This is a genomic window from Pseudomonas sp. NPDC089554, assembly GCF_050280645.1.
Classification (GTDB): domain Bacteria; phylum Pseudomonadota; class Gammaproteobacteria; order Pseudomonadales; family Pseudomonadaceae; genus Aquipseudomonas.
On sequence record NZ_JBNNVR010000016.1, the window covers coordinates 15,817 to 31,799 of the forward strand.

Consider the following 15,983-nt stretch of genomic DNA (forward strand, 5'->3'; position numbering starts at 1 on the left):
GTGGAGTAACCAACATGCAACGCTATTCGGGCTTCGGCCTTTTCAAGCACTCCCTCAGCCACCACGAGAACTGGCAGCGCATGTGGCGCACGCCGACCCCTAAGAAGGTCTACGACGTGGTCATCGTCGGCGGTGGCGGCCATGGCCTGGCCACGGCCTACTACCTGGCCAAGGAACACGGCATCACCAATGTCGCGGTGATCGAGAAGGGTTATTTGGGCGGCGGCAACACTGCCCGTAACACCACCATCGTGCGGTCCAACTACCTGTGGGACGAGTCGGCGCACCTGTACGAACACGCCATGAAGCTGTGGGAAGGCTTGTCGCAGGACATCAACTACAACGTGATGTTCTCCCAGCGCGGCGTCTACAACCTGTGCCACACCTTGCAGGACATCCGCGACTCCGAGCGCCGGGTCAACGCCAACCGCCTCAATGGCGTCGATGGCGAGCTGATCCGCACCGAGCAGGTAGCCGCCGAGATCCCGTACCTGGACTGCTCGAAGAACACCCGCTACCCGATCCTTGGCGCCACTGTGCAGCGCCGTGGCGGCGTGGCCCGTCACGACGCCGTGGCCTGGGGCTACGCCCGTGCTGCCGACGCCCTGGGCGTGGACCTGATCCAGCAAACCGAAGTGATCGGTTTCCGCAAGGAAAACGGCGCAGTGATCGGCGTCGAAACCAACAAGGGCTTCATCGGCGCCAAGCGCGTTGGTGTGGTCACCGCCGGTAACTCCGGGCACATGGCCAAGCTGGCGGGCTTCCGCCTGCCGCTGGAGTCGCACCCGCTGCAAGCGCTGGTGTCCGAGCCGATCAAGCCGATCATCGACAGCGTGATCATGTCCAACGCCGTGCACGGCTACATCAGCCAGTCGGACAAGGGCGACCTGGTGATCGGCGCCGGTATCGATGGCTGGGTTGGCTACGGCCAGCGCGGCTCGTACCCGGTGATCGAGCACACCTTGCAGGCGATCGTCGAGATGTTCCCGATCCTCTCTCGCGTGCGCATGAACCGCCAATGGGGCGGCATCGTCGACACCACCCCCGACGCCTGCCCGATCATCTCCAAGACCCCGGTCAAGAACATGTTCTTCAACTGCGGCTGGGGCACCGGCGGCTTCAAGGCCACCCCAGGCTCGGGCAACGTCTTCGCGGCGAGCCTGGCCAAGGGCGAGATGCACCCGCTGGCCGCGCCTTTCTCCATCGACCGTTTCTACAACGGTGCGCTGATCGACGAACACGGCGCCGCTGCCGTCGCCCACTGACCCGGAGACAACCGTCATGTTGCACATTTTCTGTCCCCACTGCGGCGAGCTGCGCTCCGAAGAAGAATTCCATTCCTCGGGCCAGGCGCACATCGCCCGCCCGCTGGACCCGAACGCCTGCTCCGACGAGGAGTGGGGCACCTACATGTTCTTCCGCGACAACCCGCGTGGCATCCACCACGAGCTGTGGGACCACGTCGCCGGTTGTCGCCAGTACTTCAACGTCACCCGGGACACGGTGACCTACGAAATCCTGGAAACCTACAAGATCGGCGAGAAGCCTCAAGTGACTGCCGCGGGCAAGACCACCGCCGCCGCGACCGCCAAGGGCCAAGGGGAAAAAGTATGAGCCAGAGCTATCGCCTCGCCAGCGGCGGTCGCATCGACCGCAGCAAGGTGCTGAACTTCACCTTCAACGGCAAGACCTACCAGGGCTATGCCGGCGACACCCTGGCCGCCGCGCTGCTGGCCAATGGCGTGGACATCGTCGGGCGCAGCTTCAAGTACTCGCGTCCGCGCGGCATCATCGCCGCCGGTACCGAAGAGCCGAACGCCATCTTGCAGATCGGCGCCAGCGAAGCCACGCAGATTCCCAACGTGCGTGCCACCCAGCAAGCGCTGTATGCAGGCCTGGTGGCCAGCAGCACCAACGGCTGGCCGAACGTCAACAACGACGTCATGGGCATCATTGGCAAGGTCGGCGGCAGCATGATGCCGCCGGGGTTCTACTACAAGACGTTCATGTACCCCAAGTCGTTCTGGATGACCTACGAGAAGTACATCCGCAAGGCCGCAGGCCTGGGCCGTGCGCCGTTGCAGAACGACCCGGACAGCTACGACTACATGAACCAGCACTGCGACGTGCTGATCGTCGGTGGTGGCCCTGCTGGCCTGGCCGCCGCGCTGGCCGCTGGCCGTAGCGGTGCGCGGGTGATCCTGGCCGACGAGCAGGAAGAGTTCGGTGGCACGCTGCTCGACAGCCGCGAAACCCTCGATGGCAAGCCTGCCGCCGACTGGGTCAGCGCGACCCTGGCTGAACTTCAGGCCCTGCCGGAAGTGACCCTGCTGCCGCGCGCCACGGTCAACGGCTACCACGACCACAACTTCCTCACCATCCATGAGCGTCTTACCGACCACCTCGGCGACCGCGCACCCATCGGCCAGGTGCGCCAGCGTGTGCACCGTGTCCGCGCCAAGCGCGTGGTGCTGGCGGCTGGCGCCCACGAGCGCCCGCTGGTGTACGGCAACAACGACCTGCCGGGCAACATGCTGGCCGGTGCGGTATCGACCTATGTGCGTCGCTACGGCGTGGCGCCGGGCCGCAAGCTGGTGCTGTCGACCAACAACGACCACGCCTACCGTGCAGCGCTCGACTGGCACGATGCAGGCTTGCAGGTGGTCGCCATCGCCGATGCCCGCCACAACCCACGCGGTTCGCTGGTGGAAGAGGCGCGCGCCAAGGGCATTCGTATTCTCACCTCCAGTGCGGTGATCGAGGCCAAGGGTAGCAAGCACGTCACCGGCGCCCGCGTGGCCGCCATCGATGTACAGGCGCACAAGGTCACCAGCCCTGGCGAAACGCTCGACTGCGACCTGATCGCTACTTCCGGTGGCTACAGCCCGGTGGTGCACCTGGCCTCGCACCTGGGCGGTCGTCCTGTGTGGCGTGAAGACATTCTCGGCTTCGTGCCCGGCGACGCGCCGCAGAAGCGCGTGTGCGTGGGGGGCGTGAACGGCGTCTATGCCCTCGGCGATGCATTGGCCGACGGTTTCGAAGGTGGCGTGCGTGCTGCCACCGAGGCCGGCTTCAAGGCCACCACCGGCAGCCTGCCGAAAACCGTGCAGCGCAAGGAAGAGGCTACCGTGGCGCTGTTCCAGGTGCCCCATGACAAAGGCACTGCCCGCGCGCCGAAGCAGTTCGTCGACCAGCAGAACGACGTCACCGCCGCCGCCATCGAACTGGCCACCCGCGAAGGCTTCGAGTCTGTCGAGCACGTAAAACGCTACACCGCCCTGGGCTTCGGTACCGACCAGGGCAAGCTGGGCAACATCAACGGCCTGGCCATCGCCGCCCGTTCGCTCGGGATAGGCATTCCGGAAATGGGCACCACCATGTTCCGCCCCAACTACACGCCGGTCACCTTCGGCGCGGTAGCGGGGCGTCACTGTGGCCACCTGTTCGAGCCGGTGCGTTTCACCGCCCTGCATGCCTGGCACGTGAAGAATGGCGCCGAGTTCGAGGACGTCGGCCAGTGGAAGCGCCCCTGGTACTTCCCCAAGGCCGGTGAAGACATTCACGCCGCCGTGGCCCGCGAGTGCAAGGCCGTGCGCGACAGCGTTGGCCTGCTCGACGCCTCGACCCTGGGCAAGATTGACATCCAGGGCGCGGATGCGCGGGAATTCCTCAACCGCGTGTACACCAACGCCTGGACCAAGCTCGACGTGGGCAAGGCCCGCTACGGCCTGATGTGCAAGGAAGACGGCATGGTCTTCGACGACGGCGTGACCGCCTGCGTCGGCGACAACCACTTCATCATGACCACCACCACCGGCGGTGCAGCCCGCGTGCTGCAATGGCTGGAGCTGTACCACCAGACCGAATGGCCGGAGCTGAAGGTGTACTTCACCACGGTCACCGACCACTGGGCGACCATGACCCTGTCCGGCCCCAACAGCCGCAAGCTGCTGGAGCAAATCAGCGACATCGACCTGGACAAGGACGCCTTCCCGTTCATGAGCTGGAAGGAAGGCAATGTCGGTGGCGTACCAGCGCGGGTGTTCCGTATCTCGTTCACCGGCGAGCTGTCGTACGAAGTCAACGTGCAGGCCAACTACGCCATGGGCGTGCTCGAGCAGATCATCGAGGCGGGCAAGCAGTACAACCTGACCCCGTATGGCACCGAGACCATGCACGTACTGCGCGCCGAGAAGGGCTTCATCATCGTCGGCCAGGACACCGACGGCTCGATGACCCCGGACGACCTCAACATGAGCTGGTGCGTAGGCCGCAACAAGCCGTATTCGTGGATCGGCCTGCGCGGCATGAACCGCGAGGACACCACCCGCGAGAACCGCAAGCAGCTGGTAGGCCTCAAGCCTGTGGACCCGAACGTGTGGCTGCCCGAAGGCGCCCAACTGGTGTTCGACCCGAAACAGCCTATCCCGATGGACATGGTCGGCCATGTCACCTCCAGCTACGCGGCCAACTCCCTGGGCTATTCGTTCGCCATGGGCGTGGTCAAGGGCGGCCTCAAGCGCCTGGGCGAGCGGGTGTATTCGCCCCAGGCCGATGGCAGCGTGATCGAGGCGGAAATCGTGTCTTCGGTGTTCTTCGATCCGAAGGGTGAGCGGCAGAACGTCTGAAGACTACGCATATCCCTGTAGGAGCGGGCTTGTCGGGATGCCGCACCACCACGAATGCGATGTTGCATTCACCGCCCTCTTCGCGGGCAAGCCCGCTCCTACAGGGCCTCGGGTCGCTTCGCACAAGAATTCAAGGCAGGTAAGAAATGAGCGCTATCAACGTCTTCCAGCAAAACCCCGGCAGCGATGCCAAGGCCCAGTCGCCCCTGCACCACGCCGACCTGGCCAGCCTGGTCGGCAAGGGCCGCAACAACGCAGGCGTGACCCTGCGCGAGAAGAAATTCCTCGGCCACCTGACCCTGCGTGGCAACGGCCACGACCAGGCCTTCGCTGGCGCCGTGCACAAGGCCCTGGGCCTGGAACTGCCGGTGGCCCTGACCGTGGTCGCCAACAGCGAGATGTCGCTGCAATGGGTAGGCCCGGACGAGTGGCTGCTGATCGTCCCGGCAGGCCAGGAGTTCGCCACCGAGCAGAAACTGCGCGACGCCCTCGATGGCCAGCACGTGCAGGTGGTCAACGTCAGCGGCGGGCAAACCCTGCTCGAGCTGCGCGGCCCGAACGTGCGCGACGTGCTGATGAAATCCACCAGCTACGATGTACACCCGAACAACTTCCCGGTCGGCAAGGCCGTCGGCACCGTGTTCGCCAAGTCGCAACTGGTGATTCGCCGCACCGCCGAAGACACCTGGGAGTTGGTGATTCGCCGCAGCTTCTCCGACTACTGGTGGCTGTGGTTGCAGGACGCGTCGGCCGAGTACGGCCTGGCCATCGAGGCATAAGGAGCGCAGCACATGAGTCGGGCACCGGATACCTGGATTCTCACCGCCGACTGCCCGAGCATGCTCGGCACGGTCGATGTGGTTACGCGTCACCTCTACGAGCAGCGCTGCTACGTCACCGAGCACCACTCCTTCGATGACCGGCTGTCGGGGCGCTTCTTCATTCGCGTGGAGTTCCGCGCCCCGGACGGCTTCGATGAAGACGCCTTCCGTTCAGGCTTCGCCGAACGTAGCGAAGCGTTCGGCATGGCCTTCGAGCTGACCGCGCCGAACCATCGGCCCAAGGTGGTGATCATGGTCAGCAAGGCCGACCACTGCCTGAACGATTTGCTGTATCGCCAGCGTATCGGCCAGTTGTCGATGGACGTGGTGGCGGTGGTGTCCAACCACCCCGACCTCGAACCTCTGGCGCATTGGCACAAGATTCCCTACTACCACTTCGCCCTGGACCCGAACGACAAGCCGGCCCAGGAGCGCAAGGTGCTGGACGTGATCGAGCAGACTGGCGCGCAGCTGGTGATTCTCGCCCGCTACATGCAGGTGTTGTCGCCTGAGCTGTGCCGCAGGCTCGATGGTTGGGCGATCAACATTCACCACTCGTTGTTGCCAGGGTTCAAGGGCGCCAAGCCTTACCACCAGGCCTACAACAAGGGCGTGAAGATGGTTGGTGCTACCGCGCATTACATCAACAACGACCTGGACGAAGGGCCGATCATCGCCCAGGGCGTTGAGGTGGTAGACCACAGTCATTACCCCGAGGACTTGATCGCCAAGGGGCGGGATATCGAATGCCTGACCTTGGCGCGAGCGGTGGGGTATCACATCGAGCGGCGGGTGTTCTTGAACGCCAATCGTACTGTAGTGCTTTGACATTGGGGCTGCTTTGCAGCCCATCGCGACACAAGGCCGCTCCCACAGATGTAGCGCACGCCTCCAGGGCTGTGACGCATCTGTGGGAGCGGCCTTGTGTCGCGAAGCGGCCCCAGGTTTTCGCGCCGCAAACAGACAACCCCCTGTCGCATCCAGTCACCGCACCTTCTCCCATCGCGCCCACAATTCCCTGCATTCCAGTAACACATGCCGCCCATGGACGGCGGCGCTTCAACCAACGCTGCATAACTACAAATCAAGCGAGGTAAGAGCATGTCTGGTAATCGTGGAGTGGTGTATCTCGGCGCTGGCAAGGTCGAAGTACAGAAGATCGACTACCCCAAGATGCAGGACCCACGCGGCAAGAAGATCGAGCACGCGGTGATCCTCAAGGTGGTTTCCACCAATATCTGCGGCTCCGACCAGCACATGGTGCGCGGCCGCACCACGGCGCAGGTCGGCCTGGTGCTGGGCCACGAGATCACCGGCGAGGTGATCGAGAAGGGCCGTGACGTGGAACATCTGCAAATCGGCGACCTGGTCTCGGTGCCCTTCAACGTTGCTTGCGGACGCTGCCGCTCCTGCAAGGAAATGCACACTGGCGTATGCCTGACCGTCAACCCGGCCCGCGCTGGGGGTGCCTACGGTTATGTCGACATGGGCGACTGGACCGGTGGCCAGGCCGAATACGTGCTGGTGCCGTATGCCGACTTCAACCTGCTGAAACTGCCAAATCATGACAAGGCCATGGAGAAGATCCGTGACCTCACCTGCCTATCCGACATCCTGCCTACCGGCTACCACGGCGCGGTCACTGCCGGCGTTGGCCCAGGCAGCACCGTTTATGTGGCGGGCGCAGGCCCGGTTGGCCTGGCTGCCGCCGCTTCGGCTCGCCTGCTGGGCGCTGCGGTGGTGATCGTCGGCGACCTCAACCCGGCCCGCCTAGCCCACGCCAAGTCCCAGGGCTTCGAGGTGGTCGACCTGTCCAAGGACACCCCGCTGCACGAGCAGATCGCCGACATTCTCGGTGAGCCGGAAGTGGATTGTGCTGTCGATGCCGTAGGCTTCGAGGCGCGTGGCCACGGTCATGAAGGTGCCAAGCATGAAGCGCCGGCTACCGTACTGAACTCGCTGATGCAGGTCACCCGCGTGGCCGGCAAGATCGGTATTCCTGGCCTGTACGTGACCGAAGACCCGGGTGCGGTAGATGCTGCTGCCAAGATTGGCGCCCTGAGCATTCGCTTCGGTCTGGGCTGGGCCAAGTCGCACAGCTTCCACACCGGGCAAACCCCGGTGATGAAGTACAACCGTGCGCTGATGCAGGCGATCATGTGGGACCGCATCAACATCGCCGAGGTGGTGGGGGTGCAGGTGATCAGCCTGGATCAGGCGCCAGAAGGCTATGGTGAGTTCGATGCGGGCGTGCCGAAGAAGTTTGTGATCGATCCACATAAGACGTTTAGCGCGGCTTGAGATTCTGTCACCCGGTGAGTCGGCGCTGCGCACGATCGTGCGCGGCGCTTTTCTGCGTGGGGGCTTTCAACTCGGTGGCCTTGTCTGGCTGGATCCTTCTGTGATTCTTGGAACACCTCGAATATAGGTGGTCAGGTTTTGCGGATCCATTGCTTGGTTGAATAATTCCGCGCCGTCTCTCAGGAAGGATTTTTGATGGCTTTCGAGTAATGCGATTATGCTGGCTGTGGCCTCGGTAAATGGCCGAGGTACCTCGGCTTTGAGGTACTTCAGCGCATAGCCGTTCTCCCTGTATGTCGGCAGATGCTGTTCTTTTACCACTCTCAATTTAGAGGATTCACCCGTGCCGATCCTCTTGATATGCAGTGTGCTGACTTCATGCTGATAGTGCGTTTTCGGGGGCGAGGTCTCGGTGTGGTACTGGCTTTTTCTCTGCCTCACGCCCTCCTTCGTGACTCGGACGCTTATTCCGGTGGTGAGGCGGGTGACGATGGTCACGGGTTGTCGCTTGATCTGCCTGAACTGTTCAACGACGACGCGGTAGCGGCCAGTGGGATCGATGGCATTGACAGGGTCATTTGCGCAGTAGGCGTAGGCGTTGATACCGCCCCGATCAAACGGACTGAGGCTATCGGGCGATTGAAAACGCCCCGTCCGTGTTGTGTAGGCACGATAGCCGTTCCCAAGCAAGTAACACCCTGTGCTTAGGTCAATAGGTTCGCCATTGAAGCCGATTCGAGTTTTACCGGAACCTGTTGTCAAATTATGGCCGTATGCCGAAAAAGCATGGTGTTCATCTTTCTCTTCATCATCACCCTGAACAGTGAGAACGGAGCCTTTGTCATCCGTGGCCAGCAAACCATTGCCGCCAGCGTCTGTACTGGCCTGTTCGGCCAACGGGATGTCGGAATGACGGAAGATACTGCGCTGTTGCTCTGGCCCGCGCACGGTAGTGAGCTTACCGCCTTGGTAGAAGAACTGCGTTGTGTTTGCCTGACGCTTCATATCTTGCTCCTGTTTGCTGTGAGAGATTGAGTGTGATGGTGGCCAGGAATGACGCACTCCACTACTGGTAGAAATGACAGGAAAATAAACCTGTCCCCATTGTTCTGTGGTCGGTGATGGGCCAGATTGGGTTAGAGTTAATAGGCGTCGAGTTGGTTATTATGCTCTCGTATGCGGCTTCGAGTTTTTGATGCTTTATCTTGTAGTCGCTCTATTTGTTCGTATTGGTGGCGGGGTCTGTGCGAGGGGTCTGATTTCTCCAAGTAATTAATGTCGCTGTATTGAATTTTTATCCTATCTTCAATGGAGGCAAGTTTTAATTTTTCCTCTAAGATGCTTGTTTGGATTTTTTGGCTTCTACGGCTTGGGCCAAATATTGCGTCGCGCTTAGATTCGCGTTGTGCTGCTACGGTGCGGAGTTGACCGTGGAAGAAATAATCATCTCTTCGTCCTCTGTCGGCATAGTGGGGTCTAATGGTAGGTACCTTTGCTGCTAGGCGATCAAGGGTGTTGTCTGCGCTCTTTAAAGTGACGCGGTTACGACTTTTGGTCCTTCCGAACAGATTGCCAATACCTTTAAATAGGCTACTGATCCAGTTTTGGCCCGAGGGGTCCACACGGTTTATAGGATCACCGCCACAGTATGCATAGGCATTGATGCCGCCCGCATCGAATGGGCTCAGGCTATCGGCTGATAGAAAACGGAATAACGCTGGGCTGTAGCCGCGATGGCCATCGCCAAGCAGGTAGAAACGGGTCGGGCGATCCTGTCGTTGGCCATTGAATGCCAATAAGTTGAGCGCACCGGTAGTCTCGGGCGAGTGGCCATACGGTGTATATCGATAGGCAGCGGATCCTTGACTTATGTCACGGGCGAGTACCGATGAATTACGGTCAACGGCCAGCAGGCTTTGAGTATTTAGCCGGTCACTGTGTCGCTCGGCCAGAAGGTATTCAGTACTGCTGAACACAGCGCGCGCGTGCCCACCACGTCGCTCTGTCGCGAAACGCCCTGCTCGATAAAAATATTGGCTAGTGCCGAGTTGTCTGTTCATTGGATGAACTACCTCAATATCTCTGCAATTGGTGAGTATCTACTGTGAAAAACAGTCACATCAGTATTGCGATGCTTTATACATGCGGCTACTGGCATAAGAGATCGGAGGCTGGCGAGTGGTTCGGAAATCGGGCGCGAAAAGGGGAAGACGGAAAGAGGGACGGATTTATTTTATAAGTACTTTTGCCGATTCGACTCGATAAGCCGAATTCGCAGTGGAGCCAATAAACCCATCCCAATTTCACTCGCCGCTGTTTCACCGCAGGCGTGACAACGCTGCGATCAACGCGCCAGAAGCGTTTCCAGAATGCTCATCGCCTCATAGGCATCCGGCCGGATGCCGATCTGCTCACCCTCTGCGTCGGCATGGCCCGATGCAGACACCAGGTCATACATTTCTTTGGCGTCGAGGAAGATATTGAAACGCTCTTTAACGAAGGACTGGACCAGCGCGCAAGACGCGGCAGTCATTGGCGTGGCGCATGAACTCTGGCCAAAGGTCGCTGTGTAGTTCTGGCTGGGGTTCTCCTGGTTTTTGAACAGATCGCCGAACCCTGCGGTTACCACGGCCTTGGTGCCCCAGGCATTGAGCATGCGGTGGAAGTTGTACGAAGACGTGTCGTAGCGGCGGCCTGTGGTGTTGTGGCAGGAGCCAATTGCGATACCGCCGGAGTCACCCCAGTCGGCGAAGCCTGGATCGTTGAGAATATCCTTGCCATTGTTGCCGGATGCAATGAATACCATACCTCCTGCTGCCTTCAGCGTATTGGCGAAGTCCCACCACGGTTTCTGATGCAGGAGCATGAAGCCATCACGGGAGAAGCTCATGGAAACCATATCGGTAGGGTTGTAATGCTCGAGGATGTCGCCGATGGTCAGTATTTCGTAATAGTCGAAGTATGTCGTGTAAGTGTAGGCGTGGGCTTCGCAGGCGATGCCGGTTACACCCTTTTGATTGTCGGCGGCGACGATCAAGGCGGTAACGGCGTCGGCGTGAGAGGTGGCGAAGTGGTCTGGATAAGCGGTTACCACGGTCATTTGGCCCATCAGGTCCTCATGTTCCGGATAGACACCGTTGCTTTCTGGAACGTGGAGGGACATCCCCCGGCCACGGGCTTTTTCCCAGGCTTTGCGGATGTTCAGGCCCTTCATCTCGGCAGACGGCGCGTTCAGATGCAGTTGCAGGGGCTCGAAGTCAGGGGTCTGCGTACCCAAGATGTTGGTTTCCCCGACCTCTGCCCCTTCTGCGTCGTCGGCAGTAGCCGAGGGCATCAGTGCGCAATACTCGATGTAGTCGATTTTCTCCAATGCAGTGGCCAGTTGCAGGAGGTTTTGTCCTTGCAGCTTTGAATCCAGGTAGTACAGATTGAGAAAGCGTTGCAGCACTTTGCCCCGGCCTTTCCTGGCAAGCAGCGCCTCCCTTTTCCTCACCACAGGCGCGAAGGCGGGAGGGGTGTCTTGGGCGAAGAGGCGACCCACTTCGGGCGGCATGTTCAGGTTAAGTTTCTCCAGACCGTTTTCCTCGAACATGACACACAGGGTGTGGCGAGATGCGGTGCCCAGCGACAGGTGGCCTTTCAAGGAGGCTTTGCTGCTGTTGTTGATCGTGGGAAGGCGGCCTGCCAATTGGTTCAGAGTGGGGTGATTCGCCAACGCAGCGCGCAATGTGCGGGTTTTCTCCTCAGGATGAACAGAAAGGGTCTTCTCGAGGGTGACAGCCTGTTTACCCGTGGTGAACGAGATTTCGGCGCTCACCCGGTAATCTGCGGGGGGCAGGTCCTCGAATACCACGGCCTCATTCACGTTGCCGCTGACGCTGTGGTTATTTCCTTCGGAGCAGACGGCGTTGTACGTGATGACGGCGACATCGTTGGCAGAGGAAGAGGTGACGCGTGCGTGAAGTTCACCATCAAACTGAAAGCTTCTAAATACTTCGAAATGGAATGACATACTGCCTCCGGATATTGTCTGGGGAGCAAGGTTTTCTTGCGTTTGGCACGAAATCAGGGCGAGCTTAATTATCAGAGGCTGATAGTGCTCAATCAGAGTGATCTGAGCTTTGATTCGGAGTGTGTCAGGCAGTGTAAGGCGGTGGAGGCTCAACGCAACTGATAGAATTGTCAGTTGCGTTTGCTGAGGGAGGGCTATATCAGTCTCTAGGCTAACGCAGTCTCATCGGGGTGATACGATTTTCTTCTGGTTTTAAGTCTTGGTGGATATTGTTTTTCGGTCTATTGTGTGTGCGTTGAATTTTTTTGGGTTCTAAGTTTTTGATTTTTTCTGCGATAGATTCGATTCGTTCGGTGTTGTGTTTTTTCTCGTCTCTCAGGTTTTTCAGTTTTCTTAGATTTTTGTCGGTGAGGTGATTTGGTTTTCTCATTATTCTTATGTGCTCTTCTTCTAGTGCGCCATTTAAACTCGTTAGAGCGCGTGTCTCTTTTTCGTAACTCTCTATCTTGTAATAATCTGATCGTACCAGTGGCGCGTCAACTTGGTCGCCGGTGTTGGTCGCCCGATTGCTCGATGAAAGTTTCCTAGCCACTTTGATCCGAGCAACCTCTGCTCTTGATTTTATGATACTGAAAGAGCTCTTCCCTGAAGGATCGGAGTGGTTCACCGGCTCCCCTCCACAATAGGCATAGGCATTAGTGCCCCCAGCGCCAAACGGGCTCAACCGATCGGGGCTAACGAAGCGCATCAGGTCAGGTCGATAGCCGCGGTGCCCGTTACCCAGCAAGTACCCGCCGAACGTCTCGTCCAGGCGTTCACCATTGAACATCGGGTAAGCAACTGGCTGCGCGCGGGCCGCAGCATGACCGTAGGCGCTGAATACGTTCACCGCATCATGAGCGGGTGCAACAACCCGCATCACGCTGCCCGCAGTTTCGGTGGCCAGTAGTTGGGCAGGCTCGCCCGCCCGGTGCTGGGCAAGCGGCAAACTCGCGTGCAAGGTGCGTTGAAAGTGCTGGCCTTGCAGCGCCCCTGCCAGTTTTTCGCCTTGATAGAACAGTTGAGTGGGTTGCATTGCGTCTCTCCATGTCGTGACTCGCGCCGCTGCGTCAGTGCAGGCGATTGCCTGTCACATGTAACGCTGCGGCAGCCGGGCCACAACTGGTAGAGCGCAGAGGTGGTGCGTTCAGTCGGGCTACACAGCGCGACCGTGGTTCGCCTCGTTGCGCAAGTCTTCGATGCGCTGGTCTTTCTCTTCCCACAGCTGGTTCACCCAGGCCTGCACGGTCTGGCGAAACGCCGGGTCGTTCTCGTAGTCGCCCGAGCACAGCGCCGGGTCCAGCTCACGCACGCGAATATCGATGATGACCCGGCTGATGCTGCCATTGAGCAGGGCCCAGAAGCCCGGCGCCTGGTTGCCGGGGTAGACGATGGTGACGTCGAGCAGCGCATCGAGCTGCTCGCCCAGCGCGCCCAGCACGAAGGCCACACCGCCGGCCTTGGGCTTGAGCAGGTGGCGGTAGGGTGACTGCTGGGCCTGGCGCTTGGCTTCGGTGAAACGAGTGCCTTCGAGGTAGTTGACCACGGTTACCGGCTGGCGCTTGAACAGTTCGCAGGCGGCCTTGGTGATTTCCAAATCCTTACCCTTGAGTTCCGGGTGTTTTTCCAGGAAGGCCTTGCTGTAGCGCTTCATGAACGGGTAGTCCAGCGCCCACCAGGCCAGGCCCAGCAGCGGCACCCAGATCAACTCTTTCTTGAGGAAGAATTTGAAGAACGGCACCTGGCGGTTGAGGGCTTCGATCAAAGCGGGAATGTCGACCCAGCTCTGGTGGTTGCTTACGCACAGGTAGGAGGTGCTTTTGCGCAGGTTCTCGATGCCGCGGATATCCCATTGGGTGGGGATGCACAGGGCGAAGATCGCCTTGTCGATTTCCGACCAGGTTTCGGCCAGCCACATCACCGCCGCCGACGCATAGTCACGGCCCCGGCCTGGCAGTACCAGCTTGAGCAGGGCGAAGACCAGCAGCGGGCCGATGATCACCAAGGTGTTTAGCAGTAGCAGCAGGGTGGTAAGAATGCCGGTCAGCAGGCGACGCATAAAGAGACTCTTGTTGTGTGAATTTGGCAGGTGGCAATGATAAGCAGGGCAGCGTCCTACGCCAAACGTCCCGTGCCCAGTGGGCGGTACAAATGTTTCACATTGTGTTGGATAACCTGTGACAACGAACCTATCCTGCCGACGCAGTCTAAGCACTGTCCCATCTCAAGGAATACTGCCCGTGAAACCTCTGCTCGCCCTCCTGTCGCTGCTGGCATTGCCGGCGATGGCCGCCGACCCGACGCTCTATGGCCGTTACGAGTACATCAAGCTGCCGGAGTTCGGCGAAACCCTGAAGGCCAAGATGGACACCGGTGCGTTGACCGCCTCGCTGTCGGCCAAGGATATCGAGACCTTCACCCGCGATGGCGAGGACTGGGTGCGCTTCCGCCTGGCGACCAAGGACTCCAACGGCAAGGTCTACGAGCACAAGGTGGCGCGCATCAGCAAGATCAAGGCCCGCAGCGGCGATGACGACGAAGACGAGGAGCCAGCCGAGGCGGCGCGGCGCCCGGTGGTCGAGTTGCAGCTGTGCCTGGGGGAGGTGAAGCGCACGGTGGAGGTGAACCTGACCGACCGCAGCAACTTCAACTACCCGCTGCTGATCGGTGCCAAGGCCCTGCGTGAGTTCAAGGCTGCGGTGAACCCTGCCAAGCGTTACACGGCGGACAAGCCGGACTGCTGATTGCCGTTACGGCACTATCGCGGGCTTGCCCCGCGATAGCGATAGCTCAGACGGCCGGGGCAGTGGCGACCATCGACGGCCGCTGGCTCACCTCGGCATACCAGGCAGCCAACCCGGGCTGCTGCTCACGCCAGCCGAACTCAGGCTGGCGCAAGTCCAGGTAGCTCAGGGCGCAGGCTACGCCGATCGCCGCCAGGTCGAAGACCGAGGCGAGTTCAGCGAGGTGCTGCTGTTCCAGGTCGGCCAGGCTGCGGCGGATCTTCTGCGACTGCGCATCCAGCCAGCCGTCCCAGCGTTTGTCCTCTGGGCGCAGGAAGCTTTCGTAGCGGCTGGAAACCGCCGCATCAAGAATCGCATCGGCCTGCGACGCCAACGTCAGTCGACGCCAGCGCGCCGAGCCTTCGCGCGGCAGCAGCGGGCTGCCGACATGCTGGTGGTCGAGGTATTCGCAGATCACCCTGCTGTCGTGCAACACCGTGCCGTCGTCCAGGCGCAGGGCAGGGAGCTTGCCGATCGGGTTGCTCTGGTTGAGCTGGTCGTCGCCGCTCACCGGGCTGACGTTCACGCTTTTCAGGGTGACGCGCTCGAGTTGCCCGGTCTCGTGCAACACCACCATGACCTTGCGCACGAATGGCGACAGCGGCGAGTGGAACAGCGTCATCGTCGCCATGGCTCAGTTACCTTGCAGGCTCGGAGGCAGGCAGACACCGGTACCGCCAATGCCGCAGTAGCCCTGCGGGTTCTTGGCCAGGTACTGCTGGTGGTAGGCCTCGGCGAAGTAGACGGTAGGCGCCTGCTCGATCTCGGTGGTGATCTGGCCGAAGCCGGCCTTGTCCAGTTCGGCCTGGAACGCCTCTTGGCTGGCCTTGGCCTGCTCCAGCTGTTCGGGGCTGGTGCAGTAGATGGCCGAGCGGTACTGGGTGCCGATGTCGTTACCCTGGCGCATGCCTTGGGTGGGGTTGTGCAGTTCCCAGAACATTGCCAGCAGCTCGCGGTAGCTGACCTTGTCCTTGTCGAACACCACCAGCACCACCTCGGTGTGGCCGGTCAGGCCCGAGCAGACTTCCTCGTAGGTCGGGTTCGGGGTGAAGCCGCCGGCATAGCCGACCACGGTGCTGACCACGCCTTCACGCTGCCAGAAGCGACGCTCGGCGCCCCAGAAGCAACCCAGGCCGAAGATGGCGAAGTCGATGCTGCCCTCGAAGAACGGGCCGAGCAATGGGGTGCCTTCGAACACGTAGTGGAATTCGGGCAGGGCCATCGGGGTTTCGCGGCCAGGCAGGGCTTGCTCCGCGGTGGGCATGACGTTTTTGTTCACCAGGATTTCAGAACGCAGGACCATGGTGGTTCCTCTGTGTCTTTTCTGTGGGGTAGGTTGCGGGCCTCTTCGCGGGCAAGCCCGCTCCTACAGGATTTGTGCTGAATCTGTAGGAGCGGG

At 60.5% G+C, this 15,983-nt stretch carries 14 protein-coding genes; 7 read left to right on the top strand and 7 right to left on the bottom strand.

Annotated features, from left to right (window positions below; all coding sequences use genetic code 11):
• Positions 1-14: 14 nt before the first annotated feature.
• The 6 genes from ACQKPE_RS07465 to fdhA all read left to right on the top strand — a co-directional run bounded on the left by ACQKPE_RS07465 (position 15) and on the right by fdhA (position 7,750).
• Entirely contained in the window at positions 15-1,265 is a 1,251-nt protein-coding gene (locus tag ACQKPE_RS07465; protein ID WP_094011556.1) for a sarcosine oxidase subunit beta family protein, read from the top strand.
• A gap of 16 nt (positions 1,266-1,281) precedes the next feature.
• The gene (locus tag ACQKPE_RS07470) at positions 1,282-1,614 is read left to right on the top strand and encodes a sarcosine oxidase subunit delta (protein WP_427664560.1); all 333 of its coding nucleotides are present in this window, start codon (positions 1,282-1,284) and stop codon (positions 1,612-1,614) included.
• On the top strand, positions 1,611-4,628 hold the full coding sequence (locus tag ACQKPE_RS07475) for a sarcosine oxidase subunit alpha (RefSeq protein ID WP_427664561.1): 3,018 nt from the start codon (positions 1,611-1,613) through the stop codon (positions 4,626-4,628). The genes ACQKPE_RS07470 and ACQKPE_RS07475 overlap by 4 nt, the downstream gene beginning before the upstream one ends.
• Before the next feature lie 146 nt (positions 4,629-4,774).
• Complete coding sequence (locus ACQKPE_RS07480; protein WP_427664562.1) at positions 4,775-5,407, top strand: sarcosine oxidase subunit gamma; 633 nt, start codon at positions 4,775-4,777, stop codon at positions 5,405-5,407.
• A gap of 12 nt (positions 5,408-5,419) precedes the next feature.
• Positions 5,420-6,277 carry a formyltetrahydrofolate deformylase gene (purU, locus tag ACQKPE_RS07485; protein WP_427664563.1) on the top strand — a complete coding sequence of 286 codons (858 nt, stop codon included), beginning with the start codon at positions 5,420-5,422 and terminating at the stop codon, positions 6,275-6,277.
• A 273-nt stretch (positions 6,278-6,550) separates the two neighbouring features.
• Entirely contained in the window at positions 6,551-7,750 is a 1,200-nt protein-coding gene (gene fdhA, locus ACQKPE_RS07490) for a formaldehyde dehydrogenase, glutathione-independent (protein ID WP_427664565.1), read from the top strand.
• Between the two features lie 66 nt (positions 7,751-7,816).
• Here the strand turns inward: fdhA and ACQKPE_RS07495 are convergent, their stop codons facing one another.
• From ACQKPE_RS07495 to ACQKPE_RS07515, 5 genes are all read right to left on the bottom strand, one after another.
• A complete protein-coding gene (locus ACQKPE_RS07495) occupies positions 7,817-8,755 on the bottom strand; it encodes an RHS repeat-associated core domain-containing protein (protein WP_427664566.1) in 939 nt (312 codons plus the stop codon).
• A 137-nt stretch (positions 8,756-8,892) separates the two neighbouring features.
• Positions 8,893-9,810 carry an RHS repeat-associated core domain-containing protein gene (locus tag ACQKPE_RS07500; protein ID WP_427664567.1) on the bottom strand — a complete coding sequence of 306 codons (918 nt, stop codon included), beginning with the start codon at positions 9,808-9,810 and terminating at the stop codon, positions 8,893-8,895.
• 284 nt (positions 9,811-10,094) lie between these two features.
• Positions 10,095-11,762 (bottom strand): S8 family serine peptidase, encoded by a 1,668-nt coding sequence (locus tag ACQKPE_RS07505; protein ID WP_427664569.1) that lies wholly within the window; start codon positions 11,760-11,762, stop codon positions 10,095-10,097.
• A 211-nt stretch (positions 11,763-11,973) separates the two neighbouring features.
• Entirely contained in the window at positions 11,974-12,837 is an 864-nt protein-coding gene (locus ACQKPE_RS07510; protein ID WP_427664571.1) for an RHS repeat-associated core domain-containing protein, read from the bottom strand.
• Between the two features lie 120 nt (positions 12,838-12,957).
• Positions 12,958-13,860, bottom strand: coding sequence for an acyltransferase (locus tag ACQKPE_RS07515; protein ID WP_427664573.1), 903 nt, complete (start codon positions 13,858-13,860; stop codon positions 12,958-12,960).
• Between the two features lie 181 nt (positions 13,861-14,041).
• Between ACQKPE_RS07515 and ACQKPE_RS07520 the strand changes: the two genes are divergently transcribed.
• Entirely contained in the window at positions 14,042-14,545 is a 504-nt protein-coding gene (locus tag ACQKPE_RS07520; RefSeq protein ID WP_427664574.1) for an ATP-dependent zinc protease family protein, read from the top strand.
• A 46-nt stretch (positions 14,546-14,591) separates the two neighbouring features.
• Here ACQKPE_RS07520 and ACQKPE_RS07525 read toward each other — a convergent pair whose 3' ends face one another.
• Positions 14,592-15,215 (bottom strand): glutathione S-transferase, encoded by a 624-nt coding sequence (locus ACQKPE_RS07525; RefSeq protein ID WP_427664575.1) that lies wholly within the window; start codon positions 15,213-15,215, stop codon positions 14,592-14,594.
• A gap of 3 nt (positions 15,216-15,218) precedes the next feature.
• Complete coding sequence (gene msrA / locus ACQKPE_RS07530) at positions 15,219-15,887, bottom strand: peptide-methionine (S)-S-oxide reductase MsrA (protein ID WP_427664577.1); 669 nt, start codon at positions 15,885-15,887, stop codon at positions 15,219-15,221.
• Positions 15,888-15,983 lie beyond the last annotated feature (96 nt).

What these genes read in the sequence shown, in the direction of transcription:
- ACQKPE_RS07465 (WP_094011556.1), top strand. Translation starts at nt 15, where the DNA reads ATGCAACGCTATTCGGGCTTCGGCCTTTTCAAGCACTCCCTCAGCCAC.
- ACQKPE_RS07495 (WP_427664566.1), bottom strand. Translation starts at nt 8,755, where the DNA reads ATGAAGCGTCAGGCAAACACAACGCAGTTCTTCTACCAAGGCGGTAAG.
- ACQKPE_RS07510 (WP_427664571.1), bottom strand. Translation starts at nt 12,837, where the DNA reads ATGCAACCCACTCAACTGTTCTATCAAGGCGAAAAACTGGCAGGGGCG.
- ACQKPE_RS07505 (WP_427664569.1), bottom strand. Translation starts at nt 11,762, where the DNA reads ATGTCATTCCATTTCGAAGTATTTAGAAGCTTTCAGTTTGATGGTGAA.
- ACQKPE_RS07525 (WP_427664575.1), bottom strand. Translation starts at nt 15,215, where the DNA reads ATGGCGACGATGACGCTGTTCCACTCGCCGCTGTCGCCATTCGTGCGC.
- ACQKPE_RS07515 (WP_427664573.1), bottom strand. Translation starts at nt 13,860, where the DNA reads ATGCGTCGCCTGCTGACCGGCATTCTTACCACCCTGCTGCTACTGCTA.
- ACQKPE_RS07500 (WP_427664567.1), bottom strand. Translation starts at nt 9,810, where the DNA reads ATGAACAGACAACTCGGCACTAGCCAATATTTTTATCGAGCAGGGCGT.
- msrA (WP_427664577.1), bottom strand. Translation starts at nt 15,887, where the DNA reads ATGGTCCTGCGTTCTGAAATCCTGGTGAACAAAAACGTCATGCCCACC.
- fdhA (WP_427664565.1), top strand. Translation starts at nt 6,551, where the DNA reads ATGTCTGGTAATCGTGGAGTGGTGTATCTCGGCGCTGGCAAGGTCGAA.
- ACQKPE_RS07475 (WP_427664561.1), top strand. Translation starts at nt 1,611, where the DNA reads ATGAGCCAGAGCTATCGCCTCGCCAGCGGCGGTCGCATCGACCGCAGC.
- ACQKPE_RS07470 (WP_427664560.1), top strand. Translation starts at nt 1,282, where the DNA reads ATGTTGCACATTTTCTGTCCCCACTGCGGCGAGCTGCGCTCCGAAGAA.
- purU (WP_427664563.1), top strand. Translation starts at nt 5,420, where the DNA reads ATGAGTCGGGCACCGGATACCTGGATTCTCACCGCCGACTGCCCGAGC.
- ACQKPE_RS07480 (WP_427664562.1), top strand. Translation starts at nt 4,775, where the DNA reads ATGAGCGCTATCAACGTCTTCCAGCAAAACCCCGGCAGCGATGCCAAG.